Origin of the sequence: Burkholderia semiarida, assembly GCF_029268935.1 — a bacterium.
Classification (GTDB): Bacteria; Pseudomonadota; Gammaproteobacteria; order Burkholderiales; family Burkholderiaceae; genus Burkholderia; species Burkholderia semiarida.
The window spans coordinates 1,382,173-1,401,848 of the sequence record NZ_JAHLCL010000007.1 but is presented as its reverse complement, the minus strand read 5'-3'; the positions used below and the strand labels follow the sequence as shown (position 1 = coordinate 1,401,848).

Annotated in this window: 19 protein-coding genes and 2 tRNA genes; 6 read left to right on the top strand and 15 right to left on the bottom strand. The window is 68.7% G+C overall.

The genetic code is table 11. The features are described 5' to 3' along the window. Positions 1–31: 31 nt before the first annotated feature. A complete protein-coding gene (locus KPB06_RS19375; protein ID WP_006486208.1) occupies positions 32–250 on the bottom strand; it encodes an RNA-binding S4 domain-containing protein in 219 nt (72 codons plus the stop codon). Positions 251–518: 268 nt separating this feature from the next. On the opposite strand from KPB06_RS19375, the gene KPB06_RS19370 reads away from it, so the two are divergent. Then, positions 519–926, top strand: coding sequence for a hypothetical protein (locus KPB06_RS19370; protein ID WP_059574032.1), 408 nt, complete (start codon positions 519–521; stop codon positions 924–926). Between the two features lie 132 nt (positions 927–1,058). Here KPB06_RS19370 and KPB06_RS19365 read toward each other — a convergent pair whose 3' ends face one another. The 8 genes from KPB06_RS19365 to fdxA all read right to left on the bottom strand — a co-directional run bounded on the left by KPB06_RS19365 (position 1,059) and on the right by fdxA (position 5,458). Continuing rightward, positions 1,059–1,835, bottom strand: coding sequence for a DUF4088 family protein (locus KPB06_RS19365; protein ID WP_059574031.1), 777 nt, complete (start codon positions 1,833–1,835; stop codon positions 1,059–1,061). 160 nt (positions 1,836–1,995) lie between these two features. Beyond that, positions 1,996–2,334 carry an AzlD domain-containing protein gene (locus KPB06_RS19360; RefSeq protein ID WP_059574030.1) on the bottom strand — a complete coding sequence of 113 codons (339 nt, stop codon included), beginning with the start codon at positions 2,332–2,334 and terminating at the stop codon, positions 1,996–1,998. Further along, positions 2,331–3,098, bottom strand: coding sequence for an AzlC family ABC transporter permease (locus KPB06_RS19355; RefSeq protein WP_059574029.1), 768 nt, complete (start codon positions 3,096–3,098; stop codon positions 2,331–2,333). The genes KPB06_RS19360 and KPB06_RS19355 overlap by 4 nt, the downstream gene beginning before the upstream one ends. A gap of 127 nt (positions 3,099–3,225) precedes the next feature. Continuing rightward, complete coding sequence (locus tag KPB06_RS19350; protein ID WP_059574028.1) at positions 3,226–4,131, bottom strand: AraC family transcriptional regulator; 906 nt, start codon at positions 4,129–4,131, stop codon at positions 3,226–3,228. Between the two features lie 61 nt (positions 4,132–4,192). Then, positions 4,193–4,678, bottom strand: coding sequence for a CreA family protein (locus KPB06_RS19345; protein WP_059574027.1), 486 nt, complete (start codon positions 4,676–4,678; stop codon positions 4,193–4,195). Positions 4,679–4,808: 130 nt separating this feature from the next. After that, positions 4,809–4,884, bottom strand: a tRNA-Asn gene (locus KPB06_RS19340). Between the two features lie 72 nt (positions 4,885–4,956). Continuing rightward, positions 4,957–5,032: transfer RNA gene (locus KPB06_RS19335), tRNA-Asn, on the bottom strand. A 102-nt stretch (positions 5,033–5,134) separates the two neighbouring features. Further along, positions 5,135–5,458, bottom strand: coding sequence for a ferredoxin FdxA (gene fdxA, locus KPB06_RS19330; protein WP_011544919.1), 324 nt, complete (start codon positions 5,456–5,458; stop codon positions 5,135–5,137). Positions 5,459–5,743: 285 nt separating this feature from the next. Here fdxA and pncB point away from each other — a divergent pair, with 285 nt between their 5' ends. The 5 genes from pncB to KPB06_RS19305 all read left to right on the top strand — a co-directional run bounded on the left by pncB (position 5,744) and on the right by KPB06_RS19305 (position 11,710). Further along, positions 5,744–6,943, top strand: a complete 1,200-nt coding sequence (gene pncB, locus KPB06_RS19325) for a nicotinate phosphoribosyltransferase (protein ID WP_059574026.1) — start codon at positions 5,744–5,746, stop codon at positions 6,941–6,943. Between the two features lie 87 nt (positions 6,944–7,030). Beyond that, positions 7,031–7,693, top strand: coding sequence for a LutC/YkgG family protein (locus tag KPB06_RS19320; protein ID WP_059574025.1), 663 nt, complete (start codon positions 7,031–7,033; stop codon positions 7,691–7,693). A 43-nt stretch (positions 7,694–7,736) separates the two neighbouring features. Then, on the top strand, positions 7,737–9,167 hold the full coding sequence (locus KPB06_RS19315) for a sodium:proton antiporter (protein WP_089464627.1): 1,431 nt from the start codon (positions 7,737–7,739) through the stop codon (positions 9,165–9,167). Between the two features lie 81 nt (positions 9,168–9,248). Then, positions 9,249–10,238, top strand: a complete 990-nt coding sequence (locus KPB06_RS19310) for a 2-hydroxyacid dehydrogenase (RefSeq protein WP_059638337.1) — start codon at positions 9,249–9,251, stop codon at positions 10,236–10,238. After that, positions 10,235–11,710, top strand: a complete 1,476-nt coding sequence (locus KPB06_RS19305; RefSeq protein ID WP_060965740.1) for a DNA recombination protein RmuC — start codon at positions 10,235–10,237, stop codon at positions 11,708–11,710. The genes KPB06_RS19310 and KPB06_RS19305 overlap by 4 nt, the downstream gene beginning before the upstream one ends. A 90-nt stretch (positions 11,711–11,800) precedes the next feature. On the opposite strand, the gene KPB06_RS19300 is transcribed toward KPB06_RS19305, so the two are convergent. From KPB06_RS19300 to KPB06_RS19275, 6 genes are all read right to left on the bottom strand, one after another. Continuing rightward, a complete protein-coding gene (locus KPB06_RS19300) occupies positions 11,801–12,286 on the bottom strand; it encodes a GNAT family N-acetyltransferase (RefSeq protein ID WP_104012365.1) in 486 nt (161 codons plus the stop codon). Then, the gene (locus KPB06_RS19295) at positions 12,283–12,558 is read right to left on the bottom strand and encodes a hypothetical protein (RefSeq protein WP_006476519.1); all 276 of its coding nucleotides are present in this window, start codon (positions 12,556–12,558) and stop codon (positions 12,283–12,285) included. Before KPB06_RS19295 ends, KPB06_RS19300 begins: the two co-directional genes overlap by 4 nt. Positions 12,559–12,597: 39 nt before the next feature. After that, complete coding sequence (gene moeA, locus KPB06_RS19290; protein WP_104012364.1) at positions 12,598–13,896, bottom strand: molybdopterin molybdotransferase MoeA; 1,299 nt, start codon at positions 13,894–13,896, stop codon at positions 12,598–12,600. Between the two features lie 111 nt (positions 13,897–14,007). Then, positions 14,008–14,625 carry a molybdenum cofactor guanylyltransferase MobA gene (mobA, locus tag KPB06_RS19285; protein WP_104012363.1) on the bottom strand — a complete coding sequence of 206 codons (618 nt, stop codon included), beginning with the start codon at positions 14,623–14,625 and terminating at the stop codon, positions 14,008–14,010. A 29-nt stretch (positions 14,626–14,654) separates the two neighbouring features. Then, entirely contained in the window at positions 14,655–15,767 is a 1,113-nt protein-coding gene (gene moaA / locus KPB06_RS19280) for a GTP 3',8-cyclase MoaA (protein ID WP_089464632.1), read from the bottom strand. A gap of 132 nt (positions 15,768–15,899) precedes the next feature. Further along, the gene (locus KPB06_RS19275; RefSeq protein WP_275920504.1) at positions 15,900–19,076 is read right to left on the bottom strand and encodes an Rne/Rng family ribonuclease; all 3,177 of its coding nucleotides are present in this window, start codon (positions 19,074–19,076) and stop codon (positions 15,900–15,902) included. Positions 19,077–19,676: the final 600 nt, after the last annotated feature.

Below are 19,676 nucleotides of genomic sequence, written 5' to 3'. Positions count from 1 at the left end.
CATGTCACGGGCAGGGGAACCGCCGCGGTCGCTACGCTTCGCGTACCGCGATGCGCGTGTCGCCGAGCAGCACGACCTGGCCCGCGCGGATCTTGCAGGTCTTGCGAAGCTCGACCGCGCCGTCGACCTTCACGGCGCCGGACGCGACGATCAGCTTCGCGGTGCCGCCGCTGTCCGCGAGACCGGTGATCTTGAGCAGGTTGTGCAACTCGACGTATTCGCCGGTCAGCGTGAAATCCAGATTGGGCATGACGAGGAAGGTGCGCAACGCGCGGAAGGAAACGCTCCGCATCATACGGCACCGCGCGTCGGCACGCGAGCGCGGGGTCGTCGCCGGCGGATGTAAAGGACTGTGAGCGATTCGTCAGCAAATGAAACGGTGGGTAACAGTCTGAGAGATTCGCGAACCGGTCGCGCGGGCCGCCGGTCTTCTGTCGTACCTGCCGCGTGTTGCGGCGGGGCATGCAACGGACCGCATCGCCGTGGTCCGGGCGCACAACTTCTTGAGGAGAATTGCCATGTCCAAGATTCGTACGATGCTGATCGGTGCCGCGCTGACGGCGTTCGCCACTTCGGCCGCATTCGCCCAGACGGGCGGGACCACGCAAGGCGCGGCCGGTGCCGGCGTGCAGGCGCAGACGCCGGCGGCAGGTGCCGGTGCAGGCATGCAGGGTGGTGCCGGCGCGAACGCGTCGGGCAATGCGACGACCGGTGCGACCGATGCGGTCGGCGCGGCAGCCGATGGCGCGAAGGACACGACGTCGTCGGCCGTCCATTCGACCAAGAAGCACACGAAGCATGCGGCGAAGTCGGCCAAGAGCCATGCGGGTTCGGCCAAGGCGAAGGCGAAGGCCGACGACGCGACCGAGGGCGGCGCATCGGTCGGCACGCAGGGCGGTGCATCGGCCCAGGGCGCCACGCAGTAAGCGGTGCGCGGCGCCGTCGCGATGCTCGCCTTCGGACGACGCGTCGCGACGGGCGATCGTCCGGCGGCCCGGTTCGCTTCGCGCGAGCCGGGCCGTTTTCGTGGGGTAAGTAAGACGGTCGGCGGGACGCGCTTACGGCCGGCGCTGGCCTTGCCCCTGCCCCTGGGCCGGCCGCACCGCGGCAGGCGTGAACACGCTGCGCAGCCACGCGGCGAGCCGCGCGAAGACGTCGTACGGTTCCTCGACGAAGATCTCCGGTTTCAGCAGCCGCAGGTATTCCATGATCTGCTGCGCTTCCTGCTTCTGGAACGAGCCGTGCGCGAGCCCGAGCCGCAGCAGCCCGCGTAGTTCGCCGAGCTTGTCGCGCGCGGTGCTGCCGACGCTCATCTCGCACGCGAGCTTGGCCTCGTAGATCCGCTGCCGCAGCGATTCCGCGAGCCGCCACGCAGGCGTCTGCATCAGTTCCTCGAGCGTCTGGATGTCCTGCGCCGCGCCCTTGATCTGCGACGCGAGCGGGTCGATCAGCGACGCGTCGCCCTGCGCTTCGGCGACGATCGCCTTCGCCCAGTCGCGGCACGCCTTCGCGAGTTCGTCGGGCGTCCATTCGGAGCGCGACGCGAAGCCGAAGCCGAATTCGCCGGCCTGCCGCATCAGGATCGCGACGACGTCCGGGAATTCCTTGTCGAGCGTGCGCTTGGCCCACGCGTACTGGCCGCCCTGCAGCATTCGCTGCACGGCGTGCTCGGTCAGCGGCACCATGTTGTCGAGCAGCTTCGCGCGCAGGAAATCCTCGAACGACGGCGTCGCGAATTGCGGGTCGAGTTTCAGCGACACGCGCACGAACGCGTCGTAGTCCTTGCGCAGGGACTCGAGCGTGTCGTCCTTGAGGGAAAGGGTGATCTGGCCCATGAATCGTCTCGATGGCGGCCCGCGCAAGCCGGCGCCGGCACGGCGCACCGGAGCGGGCGCAGCGTCGACTGACCGGTGCGCGCCGGGGCCGGTGGCGGGTCTTCCTCTCCTATATCGGCGCGCCGGGCGGAAACTTGAGCGCGCGCGGTGGAGCGTGCGCTCAGGCCGGCGGCCAGTGCGGGAGGACGACCCCTTGCCACAGGAAGAACACGCCGAGCCCGACGGCGATCGTCACGAGCGGGCGGCGGGTCGCGGCCGACACGAGTACGGCCGCGAGCGCGCCGACGAGCTGCGGATTCCGCCACGTCAGTTCGGCCGTGCCGCCATGCGGCGAGACGGTCATCGGCACGATGATCGCGGTCAGCACGGTGACCGGCACGAAGCCGAGCGCGGTGCGCACGAGCGGCGGGAACGTCAGCCGCTCGCCGAACAGGAACAGCGTCGAGCGGATCGCGTACGTGATGACGGCCATGCCGAGGATCAACAGCGCGTAGCTCACGATGCGGCCTCCGGGCGAGAGCGGGCGCGCGTGCGATCGTGCCGCAGCGTGAGCACGACGCCGATCGCGACGCCGGCGGCGACCGCGCCGAGCAGCCCGAGCTTGTACGGCCAACTCTGCCAGAAGTACGCGAGCGTGCCGGCCGTGGCGGCCGCCGCGAAATAGCGCAGCGTGCCGAGCTGCGGGACGACGATCGCGATGAACGTCGCCGCCATCGCGAAATCGAGGCCGAGCGACTGCAGGCCGGGGAACGCCGTGCCGAAGCCGATGCCCGCGAGCGTCCAGACCTGCCAGTTCAGGTACATCGCGAGCCCGGAGCCGAAGAAGTAGTGGGGGCCGATCGTGCCGGGCGGGTGGTGCCGGTAGTGCCCGTAGGCGACCGCGAACACTTCGTCGGTCATCAGCGCGCCGAGCGTCGCGCGCCAGCGCAGCGGCAGGTGCGCGACATAGGGCGCGAGCGTCGCGCTGTACAACAGGTGGCGCAGGTTCACGATCAGCGTCGTGGCAAGCACCACGACGAAGCTCGCGCTGCCGGCGATCAGGCCGAGTGCGATGAACTGCGCGGAGCCCGCGAACACGGCGAGCGACATCAGTGCGCCGTGCCATGCGGCGAGCGGGCCGCCGCCGACGAGCGTGCCGAAAATCACGCCGAACGGTGCGGCGCCGATCATCATCGGAATCGTGTCGCGCGCGCCGTCGAGCCATTCGTTGAGCGGGCGGCGCGGGGGCGATGCGGGTGTGTTGTTCAAGAAGCGCTCCTCCATGAGCGGGAGGATAGCGGGCCGCTGGCGGGCCGGCTTGTATGTTCTTGCGCTCGCCGAAGCGGGGCCGGTGCCCGAGTGAGGGCCGGAGCGAGTTGCAGCGTGGTGGCCGGCTGCGGGAAGCCGCGCGTCAGCTTGCCTGCCAGCGCCCGGGTGGCACGCCGAACATCCGTTTGAAATGCCGCGTGAAGTGGCTCTGGTCGACGAAGCCGCTGGCCGCCGCGACATCGGCGACCGGCACGCCCGCGCGCAGCGGCGCCAGCGCACGCTGCAGCCGCAACTGGTTGCGCCACGCATGCGGCGGCATGCCGGTCGTGCGCGTGAACAGGCGCGCCGCGTGAAACGGTGACAGGCCGGCCGCCTGTGCGACGTCGTGGAGCGTCACCGTGCTCGTCAGATCGGCGGCGAGCCGCTCGCGCATCGCGTCGACGCGCGGTTCGTCGGCCGCGAGCGGCGCCGGTCGCGGCCGCGCGTCGGCGTGGCGCGCGATCAGCGTCGACAGCGCGTCGAGCATTGCCGTTTCGGCGGCGAGCGGATCGTACGGGCGCGGATCGCCGGCCGCCGGATCGTCTACCGGCTGCCCGGGCGCACGCGCATGCGACGACAGCGCGCGCTCGCTGCCGGCTTCCAGCATCCGGTGCGCCCGCGTGAGCCGCGCCGCGAGATCGGCGTCGCGAATCACGCCGGGGGCGAACCACGGTGCATCCTGCGGGCGGCCCGCGATCGCGCTCGCGAGTTCGCGGATGAATTCGACCGGCATGTAGCTGACGCGATAGCACCAGCCTTCGTCGGCGGCACGCGAGCCCGTATGCACTTCGCCGGGATTGATCACGGGCACGGTGCCTGTCTCGGCGACATAACCGGTGCCGCGGTAGGTGAAGCGTTCCGCGCCTTCGAGAATCACCGGGATCGTGTACGCGTCGTGCCAGTGGGGCGCGAACGCGTGATCGCGGTAGGTGGCCGTGAGCAGATCCGCGTCCGGCACGAGCGGCGTGCGCCAGTAGCGTGCGGAATCGGGAAGGCGGGTGGCGGGCATGATCGGGCGCGGGAGCGGTCGAACCGACAGTGTATCGCTCGCGCGCCCGGCGGGTGCGGGCTTACTTGAGCGGAATCGTCGTGCCGGCCGGCATCGGCACCGCGGTGACGGCGTTCTTCGGGCTGCCGCTGACGATACGGTCGCTGTAGGTCAGGTAGACGATCGTGTTGCGTTTCTTGTCGACCACGCGCACGACGTGCAGCGTCTTGAAGATGAACGACATGCGTTCGCTGAACACGTCGGCCTGCTGCTTGAGCGGCTCCTTGAAGCTGATCGGGCCGACCTGCCGGCACGCGATCGACGCTTCGCTCGGATCCTCGGCGACGCCGAGCGTACCCTTGATGCCGCCGGTGCGGGCGCGCGACACGTAGCAGGTCACGCCGTTCACGACCGGATCGTCATAGGCCTCGACGACCACGCGGTCGGAACCCGTGACGCGGAAATGGGTGTTGACGCTGCCGACTTCCTCCGCGTGCGCGAGCGGTGCGGCGGCGAAGGCGGAGAGCAGGAGGGCGACGGGGGCGAAACGGAGGAGGCGATGCTTCATCGACGGAACCGGAGGATGCGAATGCGGGACAGAGACTCTAGCATGCGCATGGCCGGGCCACGAAAAGCAGAAAGACGGAACGGTGGCCGGAAAAACAAAAGGCCCGTCGAATGACGGGCCTTTCGCTATTTGGCTCCCCGACCTGGGCTCGAACCAGGGACCTACGGATTAACAGTCCGGCGCTCTACCGACTGAGCTATCGGGGAATAAATCGGTACATCTGCGTGTTGTGCTTTCCAACAAAAAACCTGTCCACTTTCAACGGGCCTTTGCGTTTTTGGCTCCCCGACCTGGGCTCGAACCAGGGACCTACGGATTAACAGTCCGGCGCTCTACCGACTGAGCTATCGGGGAACAAACAACAACAGCAGAGAAACGAGATTGTATGGAGTGTTCGCTAACCTGTCAATACTTTGGAGCCGCGACACATAAAAATTTTTTGCGGCCGCCGCGCGATCAGCGCTCGAGCAGGTGCAGCTTGTCCTGCACGTCCTTCCACTCGTCCGCGTCGGCGGGCGCCGGCTTGGTCTTCGTGATCGACGGCCAGTTCTTCGCCAGCTCGGCGTTCAGCTCGGTGAACTGCTGCTGGTCGCCCGGAACGTCTTCTTCGGCATAGATCGCATTGGTCGGGCATTCGGCGACGCACACGGCGCAGTCGATGCACTCGTCCGGATCGATGGCGAGAAAGTTGGGACCTTCACGGAAGCAATCCACCGGGCACACATCCACGCAATCCGTGTATTTGCACTTGATGCAGCCTTCGGTCACAACGTGAGTCATTAAAACGCTCCTGCTTGGCGGTATATGGGGTGGCGTTTGCGCCAAAAGCGGCATTGTAACTGAAGCGCAAAACCCGCATGTCGTGGTCGGCTATCCGGCTTATATCGTTTCGTGATTAGTTTATGGGGTGCGCAACGCGGATACCCGCACACGCACCGGCGGCGCGAAGCGCGAGCCGGCGGGGCGGTTTCACGATGGTCCGGCACGCATTCGGGTAACATGACCGACAGACCGGGCGGCGCGCGGTGCGCCGGGGCCGGTCACGATATTGGCGCTGCCGTCATCATGATCATCACTTCGCTGCTCGACACGGATCTCTACAAGTTCACGATGATGCAGGTCGTCCTGCATCACTTCCCCGCCGCAAACGTCGAATACCGTTTCCGGTGCCGCACGCCCGGCGTCGATCTCGTCCCGTACATCGACGAGATTCGCGACGAGGTGCGCGGCCTGTGCTCGCTGCGCTTTTCCGACGTCGAACTCGACTACCTGCGGCGCATGCGCTTCATCAAGAGCGACTTCGTCGATTTCCTCGCGCTGTTCCACCTGAACGAGAAGTACATCTCGATCACGTCGTCGCCGAAGGGCAACGGCGAGATCGACATCGTGATCGAGGGCCCGTGGCTGCATACGATCCTGTTCGAGATTCCGGTGCTCGCGATCGTCAACGAAGTCTATTTCCGCAACACGCAGCGCGAGCCCGACTATCGCGAAGGCCGCGAGCGGCTGCGCGAGAAGATCAAGCTGCTCGGCGCGAAGCCCGAATTCGCCGACTGCAAGATCGCCGACTACGGCACGCGCCGGCGCTTCTCGAAGGTCTGGCACGAGGAAGTCGCGCTCACGCTGCGCGACGGGCTCGGCCCGCAGTTCGCGGGCACGAGCAACGTGCTGTACGCGATGAAGCACGACATCACGCCGCTCGGCACGATGGCGCACGAATACCTGCAGGCGTGCCAGGCGCTGGGCCCGCGGCTGCGCGATTCGCAGATCTACGGCTTCGAGATGTGGGCGAAGGAATATCGCGGCGATCTCGGTATCGCGCTGTCGGACGTCTACGGCATGGACGCGTTCCTGAACGACTTCGACATGTACTTCTGCAAGCTGTTCGACGGCGCGCGCCACGATTCGGGCGATCCGTTCGACTGGGGCGAGCGGATGCTGCTCCATTACGAGGCGAACCGATGCGACCCGCGCACCAAGGTGCTCGTGTTCTCCGACGCGCTCGACATTCCGAAGGTCATGCAGCTGTACGAACGGTTCCGCGGCCGCTGCAAGCTCGCGTTCGGCGTCGGCACCAACCTCACCAACGATCTCGGCTACGTGCCGCTGCAGATCGTCATCAAGATGGTCCGCTGCAACGGCCAGCCGGTCGCGAAGCTGTCCGATTCGCCTGGCAAGAGCATGTGCGACGACAAGGCGTATCTCGCGTACCTGCGGCAGGTCTTCGGCATCGCGCAGCCGGTCGAGGAAGACGCGTCGAAGTAGGCTTTGGCCGTTCGGCCGAAGGTGCGTCGCGGCAGGGGCGGCCGGTATAATCCGACGTATTGCACGCCAACGTCACGAGGACCGTTCATGGACACTTCCGCTGCCCGTCGCCAGATCCTCGCGCGCATTCGCGCGGCGCAGGGGCGCGCGGCCGAACCCGATGCAGCGGAGCGCGACGGCGTCGCCGACTATCTCGCCCGTCATCCGCAGGGCCCGCGCCCGCCGGCGCCGGCCGATCTCGTCGCCGCTTTCGTCGACGAGGCTGCACGCCTGTCGACCACGGTCGACGAAGTCGCGACGCTGGCCGACGTGCCTGCCGCCGCCGCCCGTTATCTTGCCGCTCATGGTCTGCCGACGCAGGCCGTCGCATGGCGCACGCTGGCCGATTTCGACTGGGCGGGCGCCGGCCTGTCGGTCGAGTGCCGCAAGCCGCGCGACGGCGATCTCGTCGGCTTGACCGGCTGCTTTTGCGCGACCGCCGAAACGGGGTCGCTGGTATTGCTGTCCGGCCCCGACACTTATGCATCGGCCGGCCTGCTACCGGAAACCCACATCGCGATCGTGCCGGCGTCGCGCATCGTCGCCGGTCATGAAGACGCGTTCGCGCTGATTCGCGCGGAGCGCGGCGAGCTGCCGCGTGCGGTCAATTTCGTGTCGGGCCCGTCGCGCACGGGCGACATCGAGCAAACGATCATTCTGGGCGCGCACGGCCCGTACCGCGTGCACGCGATCGTCGTACGGGGCGCATGACGCACCCGCCGCATCCATCGCTACTCGAACAAGGAAGTTCTGCATGAAACGACATGCCGCCTGGGCGGGCATGGCGTCGGGAATCGCGCTTGGCGCCGCGCCCGCGCTCGCATCGGCCGCCACGCTCGACGGAGCCACGCTGTCCGCGCTCTGGGGCATCCCGTTCGCCGGGATCCTGCTGTCCATCGCGCTGTTCCCGCTCGTCGCCCCTGTGTTCTGGCATCACCACTTCGGCAAGATCGCAGCCGGCTGGGCGATCGTGTTCCTCGCGCCGTTCGCCGTCGCGTTCGGCGCCGGCGCCGCGTTCGGCACGCTCGTGCATGCGTTGCTCGAGGAATACATTCCGTTCATCGTGCTGCTCACCGCGCTCTACACGGTCGCGGGCGGCATCTGCGTGAACGGCAACCTGCATGGCTCGCCGAAGCTGAATACGGCGATCCTCGCGCTCGGCACGCTGCTCGCGAGCGTGATGGGCACGACGGGCGCCGCGATGCTGCTGATCCGGCCGCTGCTGCGCGCCAACGACAACCGCAAGCACGTCGTGCACGTGGTGATCTTCTTCATCTTCCTCGTCGCGAACGCGGGCGGCTCGCTGTCGCCGCTCGGCGATCCGCCGCTGTTCCTCGGCTTCCTGAACGGCGTGAGCTTTTTCTGGACGACCACGCATCTCGCGCTGCCGATGCTGTTCATCTGCGTGGTGCTGCTGACGCTGTTCTTCGCGCTCGATACGTACTTCTACCGGAAGGGCGGCGAGGAGCGGCCGGCCGTGCTCGATCCGACGCCCGACGGCGCGGCGCTGTCGATCGACGGCAAGATCAACTTCGTGCTGCTGGCGGCCGTGATCGCACTCGTGCTGATGAGCGGCGTATGGAAGCCGGGCATCGCGTTCGACGTGTGGGGTACGCACGTCGCGCTGCAGAATCTCGTGCGCGACGTCGCGCTCGTGGCGGTGACGCTCGCGTCGCTCGCGCTGACGCCGCGTTCCGCACGTGAAGGCAACGCGTTCAACTGGGCGCCGATCGAGGAGGTCGCGAAGCTGTTCGCGGGCATCTTCGTGACGATCGCGCCGGTGATCGTGATCCTGCGCGCGGGCGCGGACGGCGCGTTCGCGCAGATCGTCCATCTCGTCACGGGGGCCGACGGCAAGCCGATCGACGCGATGTACTTCTGGGCGACGGGCATCCTGTCGTCGTTCCTCGACAACGCGCCGACCTATCTCGTGTTCTTCAACCTCGCGGGCGGCGACGCCCAGACGCTGATGACGGCCGGCGCGTCGACGCTCGCCGCGATTTCCGCCGGTGCGGTGTTCATGGGCGCGAACAGTTACATCGGCAACGCGCCGAACTTCATGGTGAAGGCGATCGCCGAATCGCGCGGCGTGAAGATGCCGAGCTTCTTCGCGTACCTCGGCTGGGCGCTCGTTATCCTGGTGCCCGTGTTCCTGCTGACGTCGGTGATTTTCTTCCCGGCGTAACCTGACGACTTTCAACCAAGCGCGGGCAGTCCCGGCGGCGCGATGCGCGCCGCGATCGGCCCGCGGCATGCGGAGATGGCGATGCAGAAGATCCTGGTCGCGCGTCCGATCTTTCCGGACGTGATCGAACGGCTCAAGCAGTATTTCGACGTTGACTGGAACGATGGCGACGCGCTCGCACCCGACGCGCTCGCCGCGCGCCTGGCCGACAAGGACGGCGCGCTGACGGCCGGCGACCCGGTCGGCGCGGCGACGCTCGCGGCGGCGCCGCGCCTGCGCGTCGTGGCGAACATGGCGGTCGGCTACAACAACTTCGACATGGCCGCGTTCAACGCGGCGAACGTGCTCGGCACCAACACGCCTGACGTGCTGAACGAATCGACCGCCGATTTCGGCTGGGCGCTGATGATGGCCGCCGCGCGCCGGATCGCCGAATCCGAGCACTGGTTGCGCGCCGGTCACTGGCAGAAGTGGGCGTACGACGGTTTCCTCGGCGCCGACATTTACGGCTCGACGCTCGGCGTCATCGGCATGGGCCGCATCGGCCAGGCGCTCGCGCGCCGTGCGCGCGGCTTCGGGATGCAGGTGATCTATCACAACCGGTCGCGGGTCGCGCCCGAGATCGAGGCCGAGCTGAATGCCGAATACGTGTCGAAGGAGGCGCTGCTCGCGCGCGCCGACCATGTCGTGCTCGTGCTGCCATACACGAAGGAGAACCATCACACGATCGGCGCGGCCGAGCTCGCGAAGATGAAACCGACGGCGACGCTGACCAACATCGCACGCGGCGGGATCGTCGACGATGCGGCGCTGGCCGCCGCGCTGCGCGACGGGACGATCGCCGCGGCCGGCCTCGACGTGTACGAAGGCGAGCCGACCGTGCATCCGGCGCTGCTCGAGGTGCCGAACGTCGTGCTGACGCCGCATATCGCGAGCGCGACCGAAAAGACCCGCCGCGCGATGGCGAATCTCGCCGCCGACAACCTGATCGCCGCGCTGGGCGAGGGGCCGCGTGCGGGGCAGCCGCCGAATCCGATCAACCCTGACGTGATCGGGAAGCCGCGCGCATGACGATGACGTTGTTGCTTGCGGCGGTCGTCGTGCTGGCCGTCGCGCTCGCGGTGGCGATCGTCGCGCTCGTGCGCGGCGGCCGCCACGACGATGCGGCCGTGCTCGGCGATCAGATCGAGGATGCCGCGCATGCGCAGGCGCGTGCCGTCGAGCGGCTCGAACGCGAATTGCGCGGCGAGATCGTCGAAAGCGCGCGCGGCTCGCGTACGGAGCTGGCCGGCAGCTTCGCCCAGTTGCAGCAGACGCTCGCCGCGCAACTGACGAGCGTGGCGACCGTGCAGAACAACCAGATCGAGGGCTTCGCGCAGCAGCTCGGCAAGCTCGTCGCCGGCAATGCGCAGCAGTTCGACGCGATGCGCGAGAGCCTGCAGCGGCAGGCGCAGCAGGCGCGCGAGGAACAGACGGGCGCGCTGCGGCTGTTCGGCGACACGCTGCACCGGCAGCTCACGCAACTGACCGAGGCGAACGATCGCCGGATCGGCGAGGTGCGTGCGACGCTCGAACAGCGGCTGAAGGAAATCGAGACGAACAACGCGGCGAAGCTCGAGGAGATGCGCCGCACCGTCGACGAGAAGCTGCACGCGACGCTCGAGCAGCGGCTGGGCGAATCGTTCAAGCTCGTGTCGGACCGGCTCGAACAGGTCCATCGCGGGCTCGGCGAGATGCAGACGCTCGCGGCCGGCGTCGGCGACCTGAAAAAGGTGCTGACCAACGTGAAGACGCGCGGCACCTGGGGCGAAGTGCAGCTCGAGGCGCTGCTCGAACAGATGCTCACGCCCGACCAGTACGCGAAGAACGTCGCGACGGTGCCGAAGAGCACCGAGCGCGTCGAATTCGCGATCCGGCTGCCGGGGCGCGAAGCCGGCACGCGCGACGCGCCGCCGGTGTGGCTGCCGATCGACGCGAAATTCCCGCGCGAAGACTACGAGCGGCTGATCGACGCGCAGGAGCGTGCCGATGCGGTGGCCGTCGAGGAAGCGGCGCGTGCGCTCGAGGCGCGGGTGCGGATGGAGGCGCGCACGATCGCCGAGAAGTATGTCGCGCCGCCGCACACGACCGATTTCGCGCTGCTGTTCCTGCCGACCGAGGGGCTCTATGCGGAGATCCTGCGCCGCCCGGGGCTGACCGACCTGCTGCAGCGCGACTATCGCGTGACGGTCGCCGGGCCGACCACGCTGACCGCATTGCTGAACAGCCTGCAGATGGGGTTCCGCACGCTCGCGATCGAGCAGCGCTCGAGCGAGGTATGGCAGGTGCTCGGCGCGGTCAAGACCGAGTTCGGCAAGTTCGGAGACGTGCTCGCGCGCACGAAGGCGCAGCTCGAAACGGTCACGCGCTCGATCGAGTCCGCCGAGCAGCGCACGCGCGTGATGAGCCGCAAGTTGAAGCAGGTCGAGGCGCTGCCGGGAGAGACGGCGGCCGGGCTGCTCGGCGCGGAAGGGGCTGACGGCGCGGATGCGGACGACGCGTGACGCACGTCGTCGATAGCCGTCGGATAGAGAAAACGGGCGCTGCGGCGCCCGTTTTCCTTTGCGGCGATCGCCGGCGCGGCCGGCTCGCGCTCACTGCGCGGCGAGCGTGTCGAGCGCGTCGCCCGTCACGCGAACGATGCGCCACTCCGGCAGCACGGTCGCGCCCATCTTCTCGTAGAAATCGATCGCCGGCTGGTTCCAGTCGAGGACCGACCATTCGAAGCGCCCGCAGCGGCGCTCGACGGCGAGCGCCGCGAGATGACGCAGCATCGCGGTGCCCAGGCCCGTGCCGCGCTGCGACGGCTGTACGTACAGATCCTCGAGATAGAGCCCGCGGCGGCCGAGGAACGTCGAATAGTTGTGAAAGAACAGCGCGTACGCGACGATCGCGCCGTCGCGCTCGGCAACCAGCGCTTCGGCGGCCGGGCGCTCGCCGAACAGCGCGTCGGCCAGATCGGCTTCGGTCGCGACGAACAGCGCCGTGAGCTGCTCGAACTCGGCCAGCTCGCGCATCAGCGCGAGGATCGCGCCGACGTCGCGCGGGTCGGCCGCGCGGATCAGCGGCGTGCCGCTCACGCTTCCTCCGGCGGATCGGACAGCACGATCTCGATGCCGCCGAAGCGCGACGCGACCCAGTTGTACGCGTGGCACGCGATCCACAGCAGCACGAAGCCGAGGATCGCGTTCAGCAACAGCGCGCTCAGGATCGTGCTCAGTTCGACCATCCCGTAGCGGATGTACGCGACGAGAATGCCGAGCAGCACGATCGGTACGCTGAACGTCAGGTAGACGAGAATCAGCGCCTTCGCGGTCTGCCCCGCGGCGATCGACGAGATTTGTTTCTTCATGTGCGAATTGCCCCCGTAGAAATATACCGATAATGGAATTCAGATCAGGCCGTCGAGCGGCAGGATGTCGACCGGGGCGCCCGCGTCGACTGCCGCGGTATCGTGGCCCAGGACGATGAAACAGTTGGCGGCGGCAAGACCGCTCAGCGACGCGGAGCTTTGCGATCCGGCCGGTGCGACGTGCCATTGGCCGTCGGCGGCGCGCGTCGCGATGCCGCGCAGGTATTCGGTGCGGTCGGGACGCGTCTTCAGCGGCTGCGTGCTGCGTGCCGTGTACATGGCCGGCGGTGGCGTCCGTGCGCCGGCCAGCGTCAGCAGCGCGGGGCGCACGATTGCGTAGAACGTCACGGCGGATGCGACAGGATTGCCGGGTAACCCGAAGAACAGCGCGTGTCCGGCGCCGTCGGCCGCGCGTGCGAGCGTGCCGCATGCGAGCGGCCGGCCGGGCCGCAGCGCGAGGCTCGCGAACGTCACGTCGCCGAGCCGCGCCATCACGTCGCGCGTGAAGTCGGCTTCGCCGACCGACACGCCGCCCGACGTGATGACCGCATCGGCCTGCGCGGCGACGGCGTCGCGCAACGCGGCTTCAAGCGCGGCCGGGTCGTCCCGGACGATCCCGAGGTCGATCGCGTCCACGTGCAGCCGTTCGAGCATCGCGATCAGCATCCCGCGATTGCTGTCGTACAGCGCGCCGCGGCCGAGTGGTTCGCCGGGCTCGCGCAACTCGTCGCCGGTCGAGAACACGGCGACGCGCACGCGCCGGCGCACCGTGACGTCGGCGATGCCGAACGACGCGAGCAGGCCGAGATCGGACGGCCGCAGGATGCGGCCCGCGGCGAGCGCACAGGCGCCGCGCGCGAGATCCTCGCCGGCTTTGCGGCAGTTCGCGCCGCGCGTGACGTCGTGCGTGGCGAAGCGGATCGTGTCGCCGTCGACGCGCACGCGTTCCTGCGGAATCACCGTGTCGCATCCGGCCGGCATCGGCGCGCCCGTCATGATGCGCACGCATGCACCGGCCGCCACGGCGCCGTCGAACGGATGGCCGGCGAACGCGGTGCCGGCGACCGCCATCACAATCTCGCCCTGCGCCGAGGCGAGCGCCGTGGCGCTCCCGTCGAACGCATAGCCGTCCATGGCCGAGTTGTCGTACGCGGGAATGTCGAACGGCGCGCTCACGTCGGCCGCGAGCACGCGGTCGAGCGCATCGCGCAGTGCCACCGTGTCGCACGCGTCGACGGGCGCCACGAAGCGGCACGCGAGCGCCTGCGCGTCGGCGAGCGACAGCGGGGCGTCGGGGTCGGGTGCGGTTCGGGAGGCGGGCGAGGATTGCGTGATCATCAGTCGGACTGCGCCGCGAGGCGTATCGGGTTCGTGGCCGGTGGCGCGAGGAGGGTGCCTGGGCGCGGGTGTCGCGTGTGGCGGGCGCCGGGCGGGAACGGCACGGGGCCGTCAGCGGCGGGCCAGCGCGGCGAGTTCCTGCCAGGAGTTGGCATTGTAAAACGCACGCTCGTCGCGAAACTCGACTTCGACCGTCTTGTGGCGTGCGTACCACGCACGCACCTTGCGGTCGCCGGCCGCGAGCCGGGTGGCCAGATCGTCGGCCAGCGACGTGCGCAGCAGCGCGAACGTCGGCTGCGGCGAGCGCATCCGCTGCGCGTCGACGGTGACCGCCATCGCGATGTCGGCCTGCTGAGCGTCGAGCGCCGCATGCAGCCGTGCGACGAGGTCGGCGGGCAGATAGGGCGTGTCGCACGGCGAGCACGCGACCAGCGGCGCGCGCGCCACGCGCATGCCGGCGAGCAGGCCTGCGAGCGGCCCGGGGAAGTCGGGAGTTTCATCCGCGACGATGCGCGCGTCGAACGGCGCACCGAGTTCGGCATAGCGATCGGCATGACGATTCGCGCTGATCAGCGTCTCGTCGACCTGCGGCGACAGCCGGCGCAACACGTGCAGCGCGAGCGGCGTACCGTCGAGCAGTTGCAGGCCCTTGTCGACGCCGCCCATGCGCGTGGCGCGTCCGCCCGCAAGCAGCAGGCCGGCGATCGACGCGGAGGCGGGAGCGGGCATCGTGCGAAGGCGGAAAGGGGCGGCGTGCGTCAGCCGCCGATATACGACATTTCGACGCGCTTGCCCGCGCCGTCGGGCGCGGCGGCGGCCGATGCGCTGCCGCGCAGTTGCGAATAGCGGTCGGTGCGCGCCTGCCAGATGCGGGCGATCGCGGTCGCGATCTCGGCATCGCTCGCGCCGCCGCGCACGAGCGCGCGCAGATCGTGGCCGGCCGACGCGAACAGGCAGAGGTACAGCTTGCCTTCGGTCGACAGCCGCGCGCGCGTGCAGTCGCCGCAGAACGCCTGCGTGACGCTCGAGATCACGCCGATCTCGCCGCGGCCGTCCGCATAGCCCCAGCGCTGCGCGGTTTCGGCCGCCGTGTGCGGCTCGAGCGGCACGAGCGGGAAATGTTCGGTGATGCGCGCGACGACGTCCGCCGACGGCAGCACCTCGGTCATGTTCCAGCCGTTCGACGTCCCGACGTCCATGTATTCGATGAAACGCAGGATCACGCCGGTGCCGCGGAAACGCTCGGCCATCGGCAGGATCTCGCTGTCGTTGGTGCCGCGCTTCACGACCATGTTGACCTTGACCGGCGCGAGGCCGGCGGCCTGCGCGGCGAAGATGCCGTCGAGCACGTCGGCGCTCGCGAACTCGGCATCGTTCATGCGCTTGAACAGCGTATCGTCGAGCGCATCGAGGCTGACCGTGACGCGCGTGAGCCCGGCGTCCTTCAGTGCGCGCGCCTTGCGGGCGAGCAGCGAGCCGTTGGTCGTCAGCGTCAGGTCGAGCGGGCGGCCGGCGTGCGTCGTCAGGCGCGCGAGGCGCTCGATCAGGAATTCGAGGTTCTTGCGCAGCAACGGCTCGCCGCCCGTGATGCGGATCTTCTCGACGCCGTGCGCGACGAAGAGCCGCGCCACGCGCTCGATTTCCTCGTGCGTGAGCAGCGCGCTGTGCGGCAGGAACGGGTAATCCTTGTCGAAGACCGCGCGCGGCATGCAGTACACGCAGCGGAAATTGCAACGGTCCGTCACCGAAATGCGCAGATCGCGCAGCGGCCTGGCGAACGTGTCGGCCAGCGTGCCGTCGGGGGCATGCGCGACGCCGGAGACGTCCGGCATCCCGCTGACGTCGGCGAGAGGAATGATGCGTCGGGACATGTTGAAAGAAGTACGAGCCAGACCGCTATTTTAGCTGCAACCGGCTGACGGGGCCGGTGAGCGGAAACCCGCAGCGCGGACGTAAAAAAGCCCGCCGGAAGGCGGGCTTTTCCTGGTCGGGCGATGCGCCGTTCAACGGTGCGTCGTTTCGACCTGCTGCATCGGGGCCGTATCGACCGGCGGCAGCACCTTGCGTTCGCGCGGCACGCGGGCCGGACGCGGGAGCCGCGACGCGGCTTCCTGCGCGGCCGCGAACTTGTCGGCGTCCGTGTTCACCCAGACGAGACCGGCCTGCTCCAGCACGACATCCAGGCTTGCCGACGCGGGCGCGGCTGCCGGTTGTGCGGGGGCGGGAGCCGGTGCCGGTGCCGGTGCCGGTGCCGGCGCGGCGACGGCCTCGGCCGGCGCAGGCGCAGGCGCGGTTTCGACCGGCGCCTCGACCGCCACCGGCGCGGCTTCGATCGCCACGGCGGCCGGTGCGGCTGGCTCGACGGGCGCGGCTTGCGGCGCCTCGACAGCGGCCGCAGCGGCAGCCGGCACTTCGAACGCATCGGTCGGGGACACCGCGACCGGCGTCGGGCCCGCTTCCGCGGCCACCGGTGCTGCGACCGGTGCCGGTTCTGCTGCCTCGACGGCGACGACGGGCTCAACCGGCGCGGCCGGTGCCGCTTCGGTGTGTGCCGGAGCCGGCTGCGCTTCGACGGCGGCCGGTGCGGCCTGCTGCTCGGCGACGGCTTCGACGGCGACCGCGCTGGCCACGGCCGCGACGACTGCCGGTGCGGCCGTGTAGGCCGGTTCGGCTGCGACCGGTGTGGTCGCCGTCACGGTTTGCGCTGCGACTTCGCCATCTGCGCCTTGCTCGGCCTGGTCGACGACCGCGCCGTCTTCCTCGCGCTCGCGACGACCGCCGCGGCGGCCGCGACGGCGACGGCGGCGTTCTTCGCCGTCACGCGCACCGGCTTCCGCATCGGCTGCCAGGTCCGCGCCGGGCAGGGCTTCTGCCGCGGCCTTGTCGGTTTCCGGTTCCGGATGGTTTTCGCCACGGGTGACGGTTTCGAGCGTGGCCGCATGCTGGGTCGGCTTGCGGCGTTCGCCGCGCTCGCGACGCTCGCCGCGTTCCTGGCGCTCGCCACGACCGCCTGCTTCGACGCCTTCCGGCTGTTCGGCACGCTCGCGCGGCTCGCGGTTCTCACGCGGTTCGCGCGGCTCACGGCCTTCACGCGGCTCGCGGCCTTCGCGCGGGCCACGGCCCTCGCGACCTTCGCGGTTTTCACGACCTTCGCGGCCGTCGCGACCCTCTCGACCTTCACGCAGCTCACGGCCCTCGCGCGGCTCGCGGCCTTCACGCGGTTCGCGCACTTCCTTGCCTTCGCGCTCCTGGCGTTGCGGCTGGCCACGGCCGGCAGCCGCCTGGTCGCGGCCGCCTTGCGCCTGCTGGGCGCCGCCGCGACGGTTGCGATTGCGATCGCCGCCGCGCTGCTCGGTCTTTTCGGTGCGTTCGCGAGCCGGACGGGCTGCCTGCTCCTTCGCCGGTGCCGGCGTGGCAACCGGTGCGGGCGCCGGTGCCGGCGACACGCCGAACAAGCCCTTCAGCCAGCCGATGAAGCCGCCGCTCGTCGCCGCGACAGGCGCGGGCGCGGGCGCCGGAACCGGCTCGACCGGGCGCTGCGGCGCCGGGCTCGGGGCCGGACGCTCGGGCGTGATGCCCTTGACCGCGGCTTCCTGCTTCGGCTTCACTTCGGCCGCGCGCTTGCTGTAGCCGGTTTCCGACTCGAGCTCGCGCGCCGCTTCCTCGGCCATCTTCCAGGATGCGCGCGGATCGTCGAGGCGCGCGTCGTCGTGACGCAGGCGCTCGAGCTTGTAGTGCGGCGTATCGAGGTGCTTGTTCGGGATCAGCACGATGCCGACCTTGAAGCGCGACTCGATCTTGTTGATTTCCTGACGCTTTTCGTTCAGCAGGAAGGCGGTCACCTCGACCGGCACCTGGCAATGGATCGCCGCGGTGTTTTCCTTCATCGCTTCTTCCTGAATGATCCGCAGGACTTGCAGCGCGGACGATTCGGTATCGCGGATGTGGCCGGTGCCGTTGCAGCGCGGGCACGTCACGTGGCTGCCTTCCGACAGCGCCGGACGCAGGCGCTGGCGCGACAGCTCCATCAGGCCGAAGCGGGAGATCTTGCCCATCTGCACGCGCGCACGGTCGTGCTTGAGCGCGTCCTTCAGGCGTTGCTCGACTTCGCGCTGGCTCTTCGCCGATTCCATGTCGATGAAATCGATCACGATCAGGCCGCCGAGGTCGCGCAGGCGCAACTGGCGGGCGACTTCGTCGGCCGCCTCGAGGTTCGTGCGGGTGGCCGTTTCCTCGATGTCCGCGCCCTTGGTCGCGCGGGCCGAGTTCACGTCGATCGCGACGAGCGCTTCGGTGTGGTCGATCACGATCGCGCCGCCGGACGGCAGCGGCACCGTGCGCGAGTACGCGGTTTCGATCTGGTGCTCGATCTGGAAGCGCGAGAACAGCGGCACGTCGTCGTGATAGCGCTTCACCTTCGCGACGTTGTCCGGCATCACGATGTCCATGAACGCACGGGCCTGATCGTGGATTTCGTTCGTGTCGATCAGGATTTCGCCGATATCGGGCTGGAAATAGTCCCGGATCGCGCGGATCACGAGGCTCGATTCCAGATAGATCAGCATCGGCTGGCCGGCGTTGCCGCTTTGCGAGGCAGCCTCGATCGCGCGCCACAGTTGCAGCAGGTAGTTCAGGTCCCACTGCAGTTCCTCGGCGCTGCGGCCGATGCCCGCGGTACGGGCGATCATGCTCATGCCGTCCGGAATCTGCAGTTGCGCCATCGTTTCGCGCAGTTCCTGGCGCTCGTCGCCTTCGATCCGGCGCGACACGCCGCCGCCGCGCGGATTGTTCGGCATCAGCACGAGGTAACGGCCGGCGAGCGAGATGAAGGTGGTGAGGGCGGCGCCCTTGTTGCCACGCTCTTCCTTCTCGACCTGGACGATCAGTTCCTGGCCTTCGCGCAGCGCGTCCTGAATGCGCGCCGAGCGCATGTCGACACCGTCCTTGAAGTACTGGCGCGCGACTTCCTTGAACGGCAGGAAGCCGTGGCGGTCTTCGCCGTAGTTGACGAAGCACGCTTCGAGCGACGGCTCGATACGGGTAATGACCCCTTTGTAGATATTGCCTTTGCGCTGTTCGCGCCCGGCGGTTTCGATGTCGATGTCGATGAGCTTTTGCCCATCGACGATGGCGACGCGCAGCTCCTCCTGCTGCGTCGCATTGAACAGCATGCGTTTCATGAACGGCTCCAGGCGGCTCCGCTGCCGACGCCTCGCGGTTGTCAGGCGCGAGGGCGGGAACGACGGCAGGCCGCACCTTGTTGTGTTGTCACGAGCACGCTGGAGCGGGAACGCTGGCGGGGAGAATTGCCTGAAGAGGCGCTTGGGCCCGAAAGACGGGGCCGGCGGCCATAGGGCACCTGCGAATACGGCTTCAAAGCACGGCGTTCACACACCGCACGCTGCAAAAGCGCGCTAAGCCTGATCCGGGCATCGCCACGGGCGCGCGCAATGCGTCGCGCGCGCCGACGGGCGGCAGATGCTGCGGCTTGGGCCGCAGCGGGGAGTATCGAATCCAGCCCGACTTTCCCGCTTGGGGTGTACTTCCCTGGTTTGACGTCGCCAAGCCCCGCACGCTTCGCGGGGCCAAATCGGGCGCAACGCCGTAATTTTCGCAACCGGCAGCCTGCGGACGCACTTCGCGCCGTCAGGCTGCCGATCGAATTCTTTTCAACCAACTTTCCGTTACCGCGGCGCCTTGCCGACCGAATCCGCCTGTGGGCGAGATCCTTGCCGACGGGCGGCGCCGTGCGTGCAACTTGCTGCATCTCTTTGATCAGG